Here is a 14,797-nt window from a genome sequence, read left to right as displayed (position 1 = left end):
AATGAAGCTCGCAGTAGTGGGGGGCGGGTCCACCTACACGCCCGAACTCATCGACGGCTTCGCGCGGTTGCGGGACACGCTGCCGATCAGTGAGCTGGTACTCGTCGACCCCGCGGCCGACCGTCTTGAACTGGTGGGCGGTCTCGCCCGGCGGATCTTCGCCAAGCAGGGGCACCCGGGGGTCATCACGACGACCTCGGACCTCGACGCGGGCGTCGCCGACGCCGACGCGGTCCTGCTCCAGCTGCGCGTCGGCGGCCAGGCCGCCCGGCAGCAGGACGAGACCTGGCCGCTGGAGTGCGGCTGCGTCGGGCAGGAGACGACGGGCGCGGGCGGCCTGGCCAAGGCGATGCGCACGGTGCCGGTGGTGCTGGACATCGCCGAGCGCGTACGGCGCACCAACCCCGATGCCTGGATCATCGACTTCACCAACCCGGTGGGCATCGTCACCCGGGCGCTGCTCCAGGCCGGGCACAAAGCCGTCGGGCTCTGCAACGTGGCCATCGGCTTCCAGCGGAAGTTCGCCGCGCACCTCGATGTGGCGCCGTCGGACGTGTTCCTCAACCACGTGGGGCTCAACCACCTCACCTGGGAGCTGGGTGTCCGCCTGGGCGGCCCCGACGGCGAGGACGTCCTGCCGAAGCTGCTCGGCGAGCACGGCGACGCGATAGCCGACGACCTGCGTCTGCCGCGCTCGGTCGTGGACCGGCTCGGGGTGGTGCCCTCGTACTACCTGCGCTACTTCTACGCGCACGACGCGGTCGTCAGGGAACTGGGCAGCAAGCCGTCGCGGGCCGCCGAGGTCGCCGCGATGGAGAAGGAGCTGCTCGCCATGTACGGCGACCCGAAGCTGGACGAGAAGCCCGCGCTGCTCGCCAAGCGGGGCGGCGCCTTCTACTCGGAGGCGGCCGTCGACCTGGCGTCCTCGCTGCTGGGGTCGGGAGGCTCCCGGTATCAGGTGGTCAACACGTACAACAACGGCACGCTGCCGTTCCTCCCCGACGACGCCGTGATCGAGGTACAGGCGACGGTGGACGGCAGTGGCGCGACGCCGCTGGCCGTGCCCGCGCTGGACCCGCTGTACGCCGGTCTGGTCGCGAACGTCACGGCGTACGAGGACCTCGCCCTGGAAGCCGCGCTGCGCGGCGGCCGGGACCGGGTGTTCCGGGCCCTGCTCGCGCACCCGCTGATCGGGCAGTACGCGTACGCCGACGAGCTGACGGACAAGCTCATCGCGCACAACCGGGAGCACTTCGCGTGGGCCTGACAGCAAGTGTGCTGGCGATCGACGCCGGCAACAGCAAGACGGACGCGGCCGTCATCGCGGCGGACGGCACCGTCCTGGGGCGGGGCCGCTCCGGCGGCTTCCAGCCGCCTGTGGTGGGGATCGAGGCGGCGGTGGACGTGCTGGCCGTCGCGGTCGGGGCGGCGGTCGCGGAGGCAGCTGCGGGGGCTGCACGCGCGGGGGCGGCTGCGGCTGCGGCACGCGCGGGGGCTTGTGCGGTGCTGGGGGGCGGTGGTGTCGGTGGGGGCGCCGCGGCTGCTGGCGTCGGTGGGGGCGGTGCAACTGCTGGGGTCGGTGGCGCCGGTGAGAGCAGTGCGGCGGCCCGTGGGGTTGAATTTCAGCCATACGCATCGTTCGTCTCCGCCTGTCTGGCCAACGCCGATCTCCCGGTCGAGGAGCGGGACCTGGCCGCCGCCATCGAGGCACGCGGCTGGGGCCCGGCGGTCGAGGTACGCAACGACACCTTCGCGATCCTGCGCGCGGGCGTGGACGAGCCGCGCGGGGTGGCCGTCGTGTGCGGGGCCGGCATCAACTGTGTCGGGATGACGCCCGACGGACGCACCGCCCGCTTCCCCGCGATCGGCCGTATCTCCGGCGACTGGGGAGGCGGCGGCGGACTGGCCGAGGAGGCGCTGTTCCATGCGGCGCGCGCCGAGGACGGGCGCGGCGGGCGCACCGAGCTGATGCGGACAGTGCCCGCGCACTTCGGGCTGCCGACGATGTACGCCGTGATCGAGGCGCTGCACCTGGGCCATATCCCGCCGGAGCGCAAGCACGAACTGGCACCGGTCCTCTTCGCGACCGCGGCGGCCGGTGACCCGGTCGCCCGCTCGGTCGTCGAGCGGCAGGCGGAGGAGGTCGTCTCGCTCGCCGTGGTGGCGCTGGGCCGGCTCGGCCTGCTCGACGAGGAGACTCCGGTGCTGCTGGGCGGGAGCGTACTGGCCGCGCGGCACCCGCAGTTGGACGGCCGCATCCGGCAGCTGCTGGCCGACCGTGCGCCGAAGGCCGTCCCCCGGGTGGTGTCGGCCTCGCCGGTACTCGGCGCCGCCCTGCTGGGTCTTGACCGGATCTCGGCCCCGGCGGAGTCCTACGCGCGGGTCCGGGAGCAGTACGCCTGAGGGGCCAGGCCGTCCCCGTGGGTGAAGGGGGTTGTGTCCTGATGGGCGACGGGGGTTGTGTTCCGCGCGGAGCGGAGCGCAACCCCCTCTCCGTACGCCCCTGATGTGCGCATTCCGCCTGGATGGCACCCCGGTGACACCTGAAGGCCGGGGCTCGAACGGGAACCGAATTGATCCGGGCGGCGTATTCAAGGTGAGGGCGGCGAGCGGCGAGCGCGGGGACAGGAGTGGGAAAAGCGCAGAGAGGGCTCGGGAGGAGCGCGGGGAGAGAACTGGGCGGGGCAGGCGACGGATCGATCAAGATCGGCCCATCCTGGTGCGCGTACCGGGCCCCGGCGGCCATACTGCTGGCCGGGCACTTGTCTTCCGCTGCCACGGAGTTCATGAACAGTCAGGGAGTTCATGACCGAGTTCATGACCGAGTTCATGACCGGGGAAGCCCAGTGAAGTCGCGAAACACAGATCGCGACAGATCATGACAGCCAGCTCGTGACAGCCAGCTCGTGAAGGCGATCGTGAAAGACCGATCGTGACAGACAGGGGGAGGTCGAGTGGTACACCCGCCGAACGGGGGCACGGTGCAGGGCCCACCGCCCGCGCAGCCGCCTCCGCCCGCGTCACCCGTGCGTGTGCCCGCGCCCGCATCGCCCGCGCAGGCACCGGTGCCGCCGGAGCGACGCAGCGCCTGGGCGGGGTCCCGGGACCGGCTGCGCGCCGCCGCGACCACCGAGCCGGGCCGGCTGTGGATCATGGGGACGCTGGTGGCCGCGCTGGTCGTGGCCTTCGGAGCGGTGACCGCCTTCGAGATCTCCGACCGGGCGGCCGCCGCCGACGATGTGGTCAGCCGCAGCCAGCCGCTCAGCGCGGACGCGGCGAACATCTACCGCTCGCTGGCCGACGCGGACACCGCGGCGGCGAGCGGCTTCCTGGCGGGCTCCGTGGAGCCCGCGGATGTGCACGCCCGGTACGACAGCGACATCACGACAGCGTCCCGGCTGCTGGCGAAGGCCGCTTCCCACACGGACAGTTCGACCGAGTCGGGGCGCCAGATCGCCCAGCTCAATGAGCAGCTCCCCCGCTACACAGGGCTGGTGGAGCGCGCCCGCGCCAACAACCGCCAGGGACTGCCGCTCGGCGGCGCCTACTTGCGGTACGCCAACCAGCAGATGAGCACGCTGCTGCTGCCGGCCGCGGAGAAGCTCTACGAAGCGGAGACGGGCCGGCTGTACGACGACTACGACTCGGCCACCCTCTGGCCGTACTTCGGCACCGTGGTGGGGATTCTGGCCCTGGGCGGCCTCGTCTGTGTCCAGCGGCGCAACTACCTGCGGACCAACCGGGTGTTCAACCACGGCCTGGTCGCCGCGTCGGCCGCCTCCGTCGTGGTGCTGCTGTGGCTGATGGCCGGACACCTGGTCGCGACCGCCGATCTGCACACGTCGCGGGCGCACGGCCAGGAGTCGCTGAAGGTGCTCAACGACGCGCGCATCAGCTCGCTGAAGGCACGCTCCAACGAGAACCTCACCCTGGTCTCGCGCGGTTCCGTACTGACCAAGGACGGCAAGCACGACCAGTACGAGTCCGACTACACCAAGGACATGGCCTCCCTGGTCAGCGGGCTCGACAAGGCGAAAAGCCTGGCCAACGACAAGGCGGGCAGCGAGCCGGTGAAGGCCGCAGCGGACGACGTGGCCACCTGGAAGGCCCGCCATGCCGCAGCACGCCGCACTGACGACAGCGGCGATTACGACCAGGCGCTCACGCAGGTCATCGGCAGGACGGGCTCGACCGGTCAGTCCTTCGACCAGGTGGACACGGCACTGGACCAGGCGCTCGGCCATGAGCAGAAGGAGTTCACCCAAGCAGCGTCGGACGGCCGGGGCGCGCTGACCGGGCTTCCGGTGGGCGCGGCAGTGCTGGCCGTACTGGGTGCGGCGGCCGCGGGGCTGGGCATCAGCCGCAGGCTTTCGGAGTACAGGTGAGCAGGGGCCAGGTGGGCAACGGCCAGGCGAGCGGGGGCCAGGTGAGGAGGGGCAGCGTGCTGAATCAGAGGAGCGGCAGGCTCCATGGCTGGGGCGGCGTCACGGCGATGGCCGCGGCGTGTGCGCTGACGGCGGCCGCGACCGTGCTCCCGCTCGTCCTGAACAGCGGTTCCAGCGATGGTGCGGGGCCCGGCGACAGTGCGGGGACGGGCGGCCAGCAGGTGGCACTGGCCTCCCCCGCGAAGGCCGAGACCTGCACCGACCCGGAGGCGAGCCTCACCCCGTCCGGCGCGGACGGCCCCACCATCGACCGGATCAAGAAGGCCGGCCACCTCGTCGTCGGTGTCGACCAGAACAGCTACCGCTGGGGATACCGCGACCCGGCCACCCGCAGGCTGGACGGCTTCGACATCGCTCTTGTCCGGGCCATAGCGAAGAACATCCTGGGCAGCGAGGACAAGGTCACCTACCGCGCCATCCCCACCAACCAGCGGGTCGAGGCGCTGCAGGAGGACAAGGTCGACATCGTCGTACGGACGATGACGATCAACTGCGAGCGGGTCAAGCAAGTCGCCTTCTCCACCGCGTACTTCCAGGCCGGCCAGCAGGTCCTGGCCCCCAAGGGGTCCACGATCACCGGGTACAACGAGACGCTCAAAGGCAAGAGGGTCTGCACGGCGACCGGCTCGACGGCGTACGACGCCCTGAAGGCCAAGTCGTACGGCGCGGTCTTCGCCGACACACCGACCGAGCAGCGGACCGTGCCCAACCAGCTGGACTGCCTGGTCAAGCTCCAACTGGGCCTGGTCGACGCGGTGGTCACGGACAACGCCCTGGCGGCCGGCCAGGCGGCGCAGGACCCGGCCGTCGACCTCAAGGGCCAGCCGTTCACCACCGAGTACTACGGCGTGGCGACGAAGCTGGGCAACGACGATCTGGTGCGCCGGATCAACCAGGTGCTCGTCGACTACCGCGCGGGCGGCGACGGAAGCCCCTGGATGAAGGCGTACCGGAAGTGGCTCTCGGCGGATCTGAAGGGGATCAAGGCACCTCCCGCACCGAAGTACCGGTAGGCCGCGTACCGGTAAGCCGAGTACCGGTAGAACAGCGCGGTCACGGGCAGAACTTGACACTGTAGGCAGCAGCACAGGACACAGGCAGCGCAGCACACACGCAGCACAGGGCAGCGGAGCGGAGAGGTGATCGATGGGCGTCGCGGGTTCCGTCCCCAGCCCCGGCGGGCCGGGGAGCGCCCCCGGGCCGGTGATGGACCGGGACGAGGTGGACCGTGCGCTGGCGCGGCTCGGCGCGGAGCACGAGGCCATCGAGACCTCGCTCCTCGCCCTGCAGGACCACGCCGGGCGCCGGCTCCTCGAAGGTGCCGAGCTGACGGGGGTCACCAAGGACCGCTGGGCCGCCACCGAGCAGTCGATCACCGTGCTCTGGACGTACTTCGACGCGTACGCGAAGGCGCTGGAGGAGGCCCGTACGCTGCGTTCCCGGCGGCGCTGGCCCGGCCAGGAGGACCTGGCCGAGCTCACCGATGTGCTGCGCGGCCGGGGCGTAACCCTGGCGAGCACCGCCGCCCAGCTCCCGGCCGCCCTCACCGGGCCCGCCGGACTCACCGAGCGGTTCTCGCTCGAAGAGCTGGTGACCCGGATGAACGCGCTGTACGCGCAGTCGCTGGACATGATCGTCGCATCGGACTCGGTGTGGTCCGCACTGCCCGCCCGGATCGACCTGCTCGCGGCGGAGCTGGCGCGCACCCGTTCGCTGGCGCACTCGGTCGGTGTACGCCCCGGTGAGCACCCGGCGGGCGACGACCTGGAGTCGATCACCCAGGAGTTGGCCACGCTGCGCGCCGGGGTGATATCCGACCCGCTGGCCTACTGGTCTCCCACACAGGGCAGTTCGGCCCCGGGCGGCGGGCGCGCCGACACAGAGCGCTACGACCGTGCGGCCCGGGCCCTGGAGGAGATCCGCCGCGAGATCGACGCGGTGCTCACTGTCCGGCAGGACGCCGAGCAGCGGCTGCTGCGGCTGCGGGACGTACTGACGCGCGCGGACCGCACGCTCACCGAGGCCAGATCGGCGCGGGGTGAGGTGCTGGCGAAGATCGCCGCGTCCGAGGTGCCCGCGGTGAGCGGACCTTCGACGGTGCTCCAGGAGCAGCTGCGGGCCGCCGCCGAGTACCGCAGGCACGCCCAGTGGCACCGGCTCTCGCCGCTCCTGGAATCCCTCGAACGGGAGGCCGACGACGAACTGCGGCGCGCCCGTGATTCGCTGTCCGCGGTCACCGCGCCGCTCGCCGTCCGCGCGGAGCTGCGGGGCCGGCTGGACGCCTACCGGGCGAAGGTCGCCCGGCACGGAATGGCGGAGGATCCCCTGCTGATCGAGCGGTACGACGCGGCCCGCAGAATGCTGTGGAGCGCGCCGTGCGATCTGCGCGTCGCCGAACAGGCGGTGCTCCGCTATCAGCAGGCCACGGCGGAGGTCCTGGTCCCGAGACAGGCCGGGCCCACCGACCACAGGGGGAACGCGTGAGGAATGCGGGATGAGCGAACAGCAGCAGTGCCAGCGCCCCGGGTGCGAGGGCAGCTATGAGGACATGGGCGGCGGCGAGCTGTACTGCGGCACCTGCGGTCTGGCGCCGGTGGTGTCGCCCACCGGCATGGTGAGTTCACCGCCGACCGGGATCGCCGGTGGCGGCCGCGGGAGCGACAGCGCGCGCTCCGGCAGTGCTTCGGTGCGCGGCGGGTCCGGGTCGTCGTCGCGGTCGTCGCGGTCGTCGTCCCGTTCCGCTCGGTCGTCGTCCCGTTCTTCGACCTCGCGCAGGTCGGTCTCCGGGCGGCTCTCGCGCTCCCTGTCGGGGCTGGGTTCGGGGCGTTCGGTCTCGGTGCGCAGTTCCGGGAGTTCGGCGAGTTCCTCGGGCCGCAACCGGCTGGGCGCCGGTCTCGTATCGATCCCCGATGTGCCGCGCCCCGACCCGCAGTCCGCTGTGATGGCCAACCCCGAGGTGCCGGAGCGGAAGCGGTTCTGCTCGCGTTCCGACTGCGGTGCCCAGGTGGGCCGTTCGCGCGGTACACGGGCCGGGCGCACGGAGGGGTTCTGCACCAAGTGCGGCCACCCCTACTCGTTCGTACCGAAACTGAACGCCGGCGATGTCGTGCACGGGCAGTACGAGGTGATGGGCTGTCTGGCCCACGGCGGTCTGGGCTGGGTCTATCTCGCCGTCGACCGCGCCGTCTCCGACCGCTGGGTGGTGCTCAAGGGCCTGCTGGACACAGGCGACCAGGACGCGATGGCCGCGGCGATCTCGGAGCGGCGCTTCCTCGCCGAGATCGAGCACTCCAACATCGTGCGCATCTACAACTTCGTGGAGCACCTCGACCAGCGGACCGGCTCCATGGACGGCTACATCGTCATGGAGTACGTCGGCGGCAAGTCGCTCAAGGAGATCGCCAACGAGCGGCGCGGGCCTTCGGGCAGGCGGGACCCGCTGCCGGTGGAGCAGGCCTGTGCGTACGGGATCGAGGCCCTGGAGGCGCTCGGCCATCTGCACAGCCGGGCGCTGCTGTACTGCGACTTCAAGGTCGACAACGCGATACAGCAGCAGGACCAGCTGAAGCTCATCGACATGGGTGCGGTGCGCAGGATGGACGACGACGAGTCGGCCATCTACGGCACGGTCGGCTACCAGGCGCCCGAGGTCGCCGAGGTCGGGCCGTCGGTCGCCTCCGACCTGTACACCGTGGCGCGCACCCTCGCCGTGCTGACCTTCGACTTCCAGGGCTACACGAACGTGTTCGCCGACAGCCTCCCCGACCCGGACAACATCGAGGTGTTCCGGCGGTACGAGTCGTTCTACCGGCTGCTCGTACGGGCCACGGATCCGGACCCGGCCCGCAGGTTCGCATCGGCAGCGGAGATGGCCGAGCAGCTCACCGGGGTGCTGCGGGAGGTCGTCGCCGTCCAGACGGGACGGCCGAGACCTTCGCTGTCGACGCTGTTCGGGCCCGAGGTTCGGGTCACCGACACCGCACTCTTCACCGAGCTGACCGGGGACGCGTCCCTGCTCGGCGCACGCCAACTGCCCGTCGGCCGCCGGGGAGCAAAGGCGGTCCGGAGCAACGGGGGCGCCGGGATCGCGACCGGTACCGCCGTCGCCCACGGGCCCGCCCAGGCCGGCCTCCCCGCACAGCGCCGGCCGGAGCAGACGCAGGCCGCGCCGCCGGAACCGGCCGGGCCGTCGGCCGCCGGCCCGGCAGCGGTCCCGCCCGGCCAGTACCTCGCCGGGCTCGAAGCAGGCACCACCGCGCTGGCGCTGCCCGTGCCGCGCATCGACCCGCACGACCCGAACGCCGGTCTCCTGGCCGGTCTGATGGCCGCGGCACCCGGCGAGCTGATCACCGCGCTGGAGTCCGCACCGACCCCGTCGCTCGAACGGAGTCTCCGTCAGGCACGGGCCCTCCTCGACAGCCGGGACGCGTACACCGCGGTCGAGATGATCACGGCCCTGGAGACCGAGTACCCCCACGACTGGCGGGTCGTCTGGTACCGCGGTCTGGCCTCGCTCGTCACCGGCGACCGGGAGACGGCCGCGCTGTCCTTCGACGCGATCTACGACGCGTTTCCCGGTGAGCCCGCGCCGAAGGTGGCGCTCGGTGTCTGCGCGGAGGTGCTCGGCCAGCTGGACAACGCGGCGGAGTACTACCGCCTCGTGTGGACGACCGACCCCAGCTATGTCAGCGCGGCGTTCGGCCTCGCCAGAGTGCAGCTCGCGGCCGGTGACCGCACCGCGGCCGTACGCACCCTGGAGTCCGTCCCCGAGGCGTCGATCCACTACACGGCGGCCCGCGTTGCCGCGGTGCGCGCCCGGCTGCGCCGCCGTGTCCCGACCGACCCCCTGGTGGACGACCTGCGGTCGGCCGCGGACCAGGTGGCGGCACTCCAGCAGTTCGGCCTCGACGCCGTGCGGCGGGAGCAACTCACCACCGAAGTACTGGGCACCGCCCTGGACTGGGTACTCTCCGGAGGCCGGGGCGGCCAGGTGGCGCAGTCCACCACTCTGCTCGGCAGTCCACTCGACGAGCGTGGCCTCCGCTTCGGACTCGAACGCTCGTACCGGGTACTCGCCCGGCTCGCCCAGCGCGGCGAGGACAGGATCGATCTGGTGGAGCGGGCCAACCGTTTCCGCCCCCGGACGTGGGTGTGAATTGATGTCCCAGACGAATCTGGCCACGTGCCCCGGTTGCGAGGAGCCGCTGGAGCCCGGCGACTTGTTCTGCGGCGCGTGCGGGTACGACCTGTCGGCGGCGCCCGAGCTGCCGGACGGCCACGTGGCGAACGCCGCCGGCGGCACGAGCCCGACGGGGGCCCCGCACACCGCCTGGCCGGCCGCCGCCGAGCAGGACAGCTCCGGCAGCCCCGCGCCCGTACAGGCCGGGTCCGATCTGCCGGGTGTCACGTCGGACGGCAATGAACTGCCCGCGGGCGTACGGTTCGACGGCCCGCCGGCGCCTGATGAGTACGCGCTGTCCGCGCCGGACCCCCGGGCCGCAGGCGCTGTGCCGCCCACCCCGGCGGAGGGCACAGCGGAAGGCGCGGCGCAGGTCGCGGCGCAGGGCACACCGGCTCAGGGCACAAAGGTCTGCGTCGCCTGCCGCACGGGCCGGATCGACGGCGACGGCTACTGCGAGAACTGCGGCCACGCCCAGCCCCGCGAACGTGACCACATGGAGCAGGAGCTGGACGCGGTGGCCGCGGTGAGCGACCGCGGGCTGCGCCACCACCGCAACGAGGACGCGTTCGCGGTGTCATCGGTGGGCCTGCCGGACGGTTCGGCCGCCACCGTGGCGATCGTCTGCGACGGGGTGTCGTCGGCGACCCGCCCCGACGAGGCATCAGCCGCCGCGGCAGCGGCGGCCAATGAGGCGCTGCTGGCCTCCCTGCCCACGGGCACTCATCCCCAGCAGGCGCTGCACGAGGCGATCATCGCCGCGTCGGAAGCGGTCAACGCCCTGGCCAACGAGCCGGCCGGCGCCATGGAGCACGACCAGCACCGCCATCAGAACGCCCCGGCCTGCACCCTGGTCGCCTCCATCACGGTGGGCGCGCTGCTCGTCGTCGGCTGGGTGGGCGACAGCCGGGTGTACTGGGTGCCCGACGACCGCACCGCCCACCCGTCCCGGCTCACCGAGGACGACTCGTGGGCGGCGCAGATGGTCGCCAACGGGCTGATGGGCGAGGCGCAGGCGTACGCGGACGAACGGGCCCACGCCATCACGGGCTGGCTCGGCGCGGACGCGTACGAACTGGAGCCGCACACGGCATCCTTCAAGCCGGACCGGTCGGGTGTGGTCGTGGTCTGCTCCGACGGCCTGTGGAACTACGCGGAGTCGGCCGAGCAGATGGCGCGGATCGTCCCGCCGGACGCGGCCACCCGGGCCCTGCACAGCGCGCAGGTACTCGTCGGCCACGCGCTCGACGGCGGGGGCCACGACAACGTAACAGTGGCTGTTGTGCCGTTCCCCCTGCCACCGCAGAGGGCAGGCTCCGCCCACGAGAAGGCGTGAAGGCGTGAAGGCGTGAAGGTCACTCTGTCTCGTTAACCCTGTTGAAATTGCCGCGTTGTCGTCAAGGAGCCCGTCAGATGGCCAACTTCTCCAAATCCAACGTGCCGCAATTCTCCGTCGACATCTACCAGAACGAGTTCCTGCCGGAGGGCGGGCGCGAGGTGAACGCGATCGTCACGGTCACCTCGACCGGGGGCGGCACCAGCGGCTCCGCACTCTCCGGTGCGAGACCCGCGTCCGCACCGCTGCCGGGACAGGCACCGGCGGCCGCCGTGGTCATCATGGTGGACTGCTCGGGTTCGATGGACTACCCGCCGACGAAGATGCGCAACGCACGGGAAGCGACGGCGGCGGCGATCGGCGCACTGCGGGACGGCACCGCGTTCTCCGTGGTGGCGGGCACCCATGTGGCGAAGGACATCTATCCGGGCAACGGCAGGCTCGCGGTCGCCGACCGGGCCACCCGTGCCCAGGCCAGGGAGGCGCTGCGCAAGCTGAGCGCCGGCGGGGGTACGGCGATCGGCACCTGGCTGCGGCTTGCCGACCGGTTGCTCAACACCCCCGACCCGGCGGGCGGCGCCGTACCGCAGATCCGGCACGGCATCCTGCTGACCGACGGCCGCAACGAACACGAGGCGCCGGAGGACCTGCGGGCCTCGCTGGACGCCGCGGCGGGCCGGTTCACCTGTGACGCACGCGGGGTCGGTACGGACTGGGAGGTCAAGGAGGTCACCGGTATCGCGTCGGCGCTGCTCGGCACGGCCGACATCGTGGCCGACCCCTCGGGGCTCTCGGCGGACTTCACACAGATGATGGAGAAGACGATGGGCAAGGAGGTCGCAGATGTCGCGCTGCGGATCTGGACACCCGTCGGCGTGGAGATCAAGTACGTCAAACAAGTGGCACCGAGCGTCGAGCAGTTGACGGACCGTCGTACCGAGGTGGGCCCGCGCGCCGGGGACTACCCGACCGGCTCGTGGGGAGACGAGTCGCGCGATTACCACGTGTGCGTCCAGGTGCCGGAGGCGGGAATCGGCCAGGAGATGCTCGCCGCCCGGGTCTCGCTCGTCCTGCCCGACCCCGCGGGGGGTGCGCCGCAGACGCTTTCGCAGGGCCTGGTGCGCGCGGTGTGGACGGACGACATGGTCGCCTCGACCTCGATCAACCCGCAGGTCGCGCACTACACAGGCCAGGCTGAACTGGCACAGGCCATCCAACAAGGTCTGGATGCCCGCAAGTCGGGCAATCTGGACGGAGCGACAGCGAAGCTCGGGCGCGCGGTGCAGCTTGCGGCAGCCTCGGGGAACGCGGACACTGCGAAACTGCTCGCGAAGGTGGTGGACGTCGTCGACGAAGCGACCGGTACTGTGCGACTGAAGGCAAAGGTGGCGGAGGCGGACGAGATGACCCTCGAAACCCGCTCCACCAAGACAGTTCGCGTCAAGAAGTAACAGAAAAAGCACCATAAGCAGCAGAGTGACGTTTTGCGGCCTCCGGGCCGGACGAGGAGAGGGGGAAGCGACTCCATGCCGACCTGCCCTAACGGACACCAGTCGGGATCCGACGACTGGTGCGAGGTCTGCGGCCATCGCATGGGCGCCGTGCCGCCGCCTCCCCCGCCGCCCCCGCCGTACGCAGGCGGCGGCGCGCCCCAGCAGCCCCCGCCGGGTGGCAACCCTGCGGCCGGTTACGGCTACCCGCAGCCGCCGAGCGCGACCGCCCAGGCGGAGATCTGCCCGCAGTGCCGCACGCCGCGCGAGGCCGGGGCGCCGTTCTGCGAGGAGTGCCGCTGGAACTTCCTCACCAACACCGCGACCTCGTACACGCCGGTGGCCCCGAACCTGCCGCCGGGCCTGCAGTCCCAGCAGCAGCCGCCCAGGCCGCCGGACTCGTTCGACTACCAGAGCTCGCGGCCCTCGCAGGTCAACCGTCCCGCTGAGCCGCTGACGAACGCCCCGAGCGGCCGTCCCGTCCCGCCGCCTCCGCCGCCCCCGCCGCCGTACCAGCAGCAGTCCGCTCCGCCGCCGCCCTCGTTCGCGCAGCCGCCGAGGGCACCGCAGGCCCCGCAGCCTGCCGAGCAGCGGGAAGCAGACGACTGGCTGCTCCCGCCACCGTCCCGGGCCCAGCCCCAGGGACCGGGCCAGGGACAGCCGCAGGGACCGGGCCAGGGGCAGGGCCCCGGACACCCGCAGGGACCGGGCTCCCAAGGACCGGGCTCCCAGGGACCGGGCCGACAGGCGCCCCCGCAGCACCAGCCGCCTCAGCAGTTCCAGCCCCCGCAGTCCCAGCCGCCTCAGTCCCAGCCCCCGCAGCCGCACCAGCCGCAGCCGCAGCCGCAGCCGCAGCCGCAGCAGGGACCCGGCCAGCCGCTGCCCGGCCGGCCGAACCACCCCGGTCAGCCCGGTCAGCCCGGCCGGCCGGGCGGGGAGAACCAGGCCCCGGCTGGCTGGTCGGCCACGGTCGGCCCCGACCGTGAGTACTTCATGGCGATGATGCAGCGCAGTGGCCCCGAGGCCACCGGGCTCAATCTGCCCGCCTACTCCCCCGAGCAGCGCCTTCCGCTCGACGGGAACCAGATCACCATCGGCCGCCGCAGGCACTCCACGGGCGAGTCACCCGACATCGACCTGTCGGTGCCGCCCGAGGACCCGGGGGTGTCGCACCAGCACGCGGTCCTGGTCCAGCAGCCCGACGGATCCTGGGCGGTGGTCGACCAGAACTCGACCAACGGCACCACGGTCAACGGCGGCGAGGACCCGATCCAGCCCTATGTGCCGATCCCGCTCCAGGAAGGCGATCGGGTGCACGTCGGCGCCTGGACGACCATCAGGATCCACCGGGGGCAGTAGCCACCGGACGGTGAGCAGGGGGGACGAGCGGCCACGCGTACGGCCCTTCGGGGTCGTCCAGCCAGGCCCACTCGTGCTCCCCGCTCACCGTCACCCCGAACCGTTCCCGCTGCGGACGCCCCTCGCGCTCCCAGAGGGAGTACGCCTCGACCGGATCGAGGCTGCCGCTCGTCAGGGTGAGCACGAAGCGGAAGAGCGCGTCGTTCAGCACGCTGGGCGGCAGCCCGCCGCTGCGCGGCACCGGCCCGGCCTCCGTCGCACCACGCAGCGGTACGAAGTACGCGGGCGTCTCCAGGAACCGCCCCTGCGCATGCTGATCATCCCGCACCCGCAGCACGATCAGACCTGTCGCGAGCGGGGCGAGGATCCGCGCCCCCGGCCGGCACTGCGCGAGCCAGGCCCGCGGTACGGAGGGGAGCGCGCAGGTCGCGATGATCGCGTCGAAGGGCGCCCACGCGGGGCAGCCCAGCGCCCCGTCCCCGGTGACGACGGCGGGGGCGTAACCGGCGGCCGACAGATGACTGCGCGCCGATTCGGTGATCTCCGGGTCGATGTCGACGGTCGTGACCTGGGAGTCGCCCAGCCGGTGGGCGAGCAGAGCCGCGTTGTACCCGCTGCCCGCCCCGATCTCCAGCACCGCGTCGCCGTCCCGCAGCGCGAGCCCGTCCAGCATCCGCGCCATCAGTGAGGGCTGGCTGCTGGACGAGATCAGCTCGCCGTCGCGGATCCGGGTGGCCAGCGGCTGGTCGGTGTAGACACCCTCCAGCCAGCGCCTGCGCCGCACAGGGTCCGGATCCTCACCCCACAGCCGCGCACCCCGCCCCACCCCGTCCACGAAGTAGTACGGCACGAAGAGATGCCTCGGCACCTCGGCGAACGCGTCCCGCCAGGCCGGATCCGCCAGTGCGCCGCTCTCCGCGATCTCCCGCACCAGCGCCGCCCGCAATGCCTGGTCTGCGCCCATATCTCCACTCTGCTGCGTCCGGCC

General features: G+C 72.1%; 10 protein-coding genes. 9 read left to right on the top strand and 1 reads right to left on the bottom strand.

Going from position 1 to position 14,797, the window contains the following annotated elements:
* Position 1: 1 nt before the first annotated feature.
* The 9 genes from OG210_RS21355 to OG210_RS21315 all read left to right on the top strand — a co-directional run bounded on the left by OG210_RS21355 (position 2) and on the right by OG210_RS21315 (position 13,809).
* Positions 2 to 1,267, top strand: a complete 1,266-nt coding sequence (locus OG210_RS21355; protein WP_328326596.1) for a 6-phospho-beta-glucosidase — start codon at positions 2 to 4, stop codon at positions 1,265 to 1,267.
* Positions 1,258 to 2,403 (top strand): BadF/BadG/BcrA/BcrD ATPase family protein, encoded by a 1,146-nt coding sequence (locus OG210_RS21350; RefSeq protein WP_328326598.1) that lies wholly within the window; start codon positions 1,258 to 1,260, stop codon positions 2,401 to 2,403. The genes OG210_RS21355 and OG210_RS21350 overlap by 10 nt, the downstream gene beginning before the upstream one ends.
* Positions 2,404 to 2,954: 551 nt before the next feature.
* Complete coding sequence (locus tag OG210_RS21345; protein ID WP_371538291.1) at positions 2,955 to 4,385, top strand: hypothetical protein; 1,431 nt, start codon at positions 2,955 to 2,957, stop codon at positions 4,383 to 4,385.
* Positions 4,386 to 4,492: 107 nt separating this feature from the next.
* Positions 4,493 to 5,458, top strand: coding sequence for a glutamate ABC transporter substrate-binding protein (locus OG210_RS21340; protein WP_328335425.1), 966 nt, complete (start codon positions 4,493 to 4,495; stop codon positions 5,456 to 5,458).
* A 133-nt stretch (positions 5,459 to 5,591) separates the two neighbouring features.
* Positions 5,592 to 6,929 (top strand): hypothetical protein, encoded by a 1,338-nt coding sequence (locus tag OG210_RS21335; RefSeq protein WP_328326600.1) that lies wholly within the window; start codon positions 5,592 to 5,594, stop codon positions 6,927 to 6,929.
* A 10-nt stretch (positions 6,930 to 6,939) separates the two neighbouring features.
* Complete coding sequence (locus OG210_RS21330; RefSeq protein WP_328326602.1) at positions 6,940 to 9,600, top strand: tetratricopeptide repeat protein; 2,661 nt, start codon at positions 6,940 to 6,942, stop codon at positions 9,598 to 9,600.
* A 4-nt stretch (positions 9,601 to 9,604) separates the two neighbouring features.
* Positions 9,605 to 10,960, top strand: a complete 1,356-nt coding sequence (locus tag OG210_RS21325; RefSeq protein WP_328326604.1) for a protein phosphatase 2C domain-containing protein — start codon at positions 9,605 to 9,607, stop codon at positions 10,958 to 10,960.
* A 77-nt stretch (positions 10,961 to 11,037) separates the two neighbouring features.
* Entirely contained in the window at positions 11,038 to 12,411 is a 1,374-nt protein-coding gene (locus tag OG210_RS21320) for a VWA domain-containing protein (RefSeq protein WP_328326606.1), read from the top strand.
* A gap of 75 nt (positions 12,412 to 12,486) precedes the next feature.
* On the top strand, positions 12,487 to 13,809 hold the full coding sequence (locus OG210_RS21315; RefSeq protein WP_371538285.1) for an FHA domain-containing protein: 1,323 nt from the start codon (positions 12,487 to 12,489) through the stop codon (positions 13,807 to 13,809).
* Here the strand turns inward: OG210_RS21315 and OG210_RS21310 are convergent.
* Positions 13,787 to 14,773 (bottom strand): methyltransferase domain-containing protein, encoded by a 987-nt coding sequence (locus OG210_RS21310; RefSeq protein ID WP_328326610.1) that lies wholly within the window; start codon positions 14,771 to 14,773, stop codon positions 13,787 to 13,789. The genes OG210_RS21315 and OG210_RS21310 overlap by 23 nt on opposite strands.
* Positions 14,774 to 14,797 lie beyond the last annotated feature (24 nt).

Origin of the sequence: Streptomyces sp. NBC_00466, from assembly GCF_041433995.1 — a bacterium.
GTDB lineage: Bacteria > Actinomycetota > Actinomycetes > Streptomycetales > Streptomycetaceae > Streptomyces.
This window is presented reverse-complemented; position numbering and strand designations above follow the sequence as displayed.

Coding starts and splice junctions, on each gene's coding strand:
- OG210_RS21330 (WP_328326602.1), top strand. CDS start 6,940: ATGAGCGAACAGCAGCAGTGCCAGCGCCCCGGGTGCGAGGGCAGCTAT.
- OG210_RS21340 (WP_328335425.1), top strand. CDS start 4,493: ATGGCCGCGGCGTGTGCGCTGACGGCGGCCGCGACCGTGCTCCCGCTC.
- OG210_RS21335 (WP_328326600.1), top strand. CDS start 5,592: ATGGGCGTCGCGGGTTCCGTCCCCAGCCCCGGCGGGCCGGGGAGCGCC.
- OG210_RS21355 (WP_328326596.1), top strand. CDS start 2: ATGAAGCTCGCAGTAGTGGGGGGCGGGTCCACCTACACGCCCGAACTC.
- OG210_RS21315 (WP_371538285.1), top strand. CDS start 12,487: ATGCCGACCTGCCCTAACGGACACCAGTCGGGATCCGACGACTGGTGC.
- OG210_RS21325 (WP_328326604.1), top strand. CDS start 9,605: ATGTCCCAGACGAATCTGGCCACGTGCCCCGGTTGCGAGGAGCCGCTG.
- OG210_RS21310 (WP_328326610.1), bottom strand. CDS start 14,773: ATGGGCGCAGACCAGGCATTGCGGGCGGCGCTGGTGCGGGAGATCGCG.
- OG210_RS21320 (WP_328326606.1), top strand. CDS start 11,038: ATGGCCAACTTCTCCAAATCCAACGTGCCGCAATTCTCCGTCGACATC.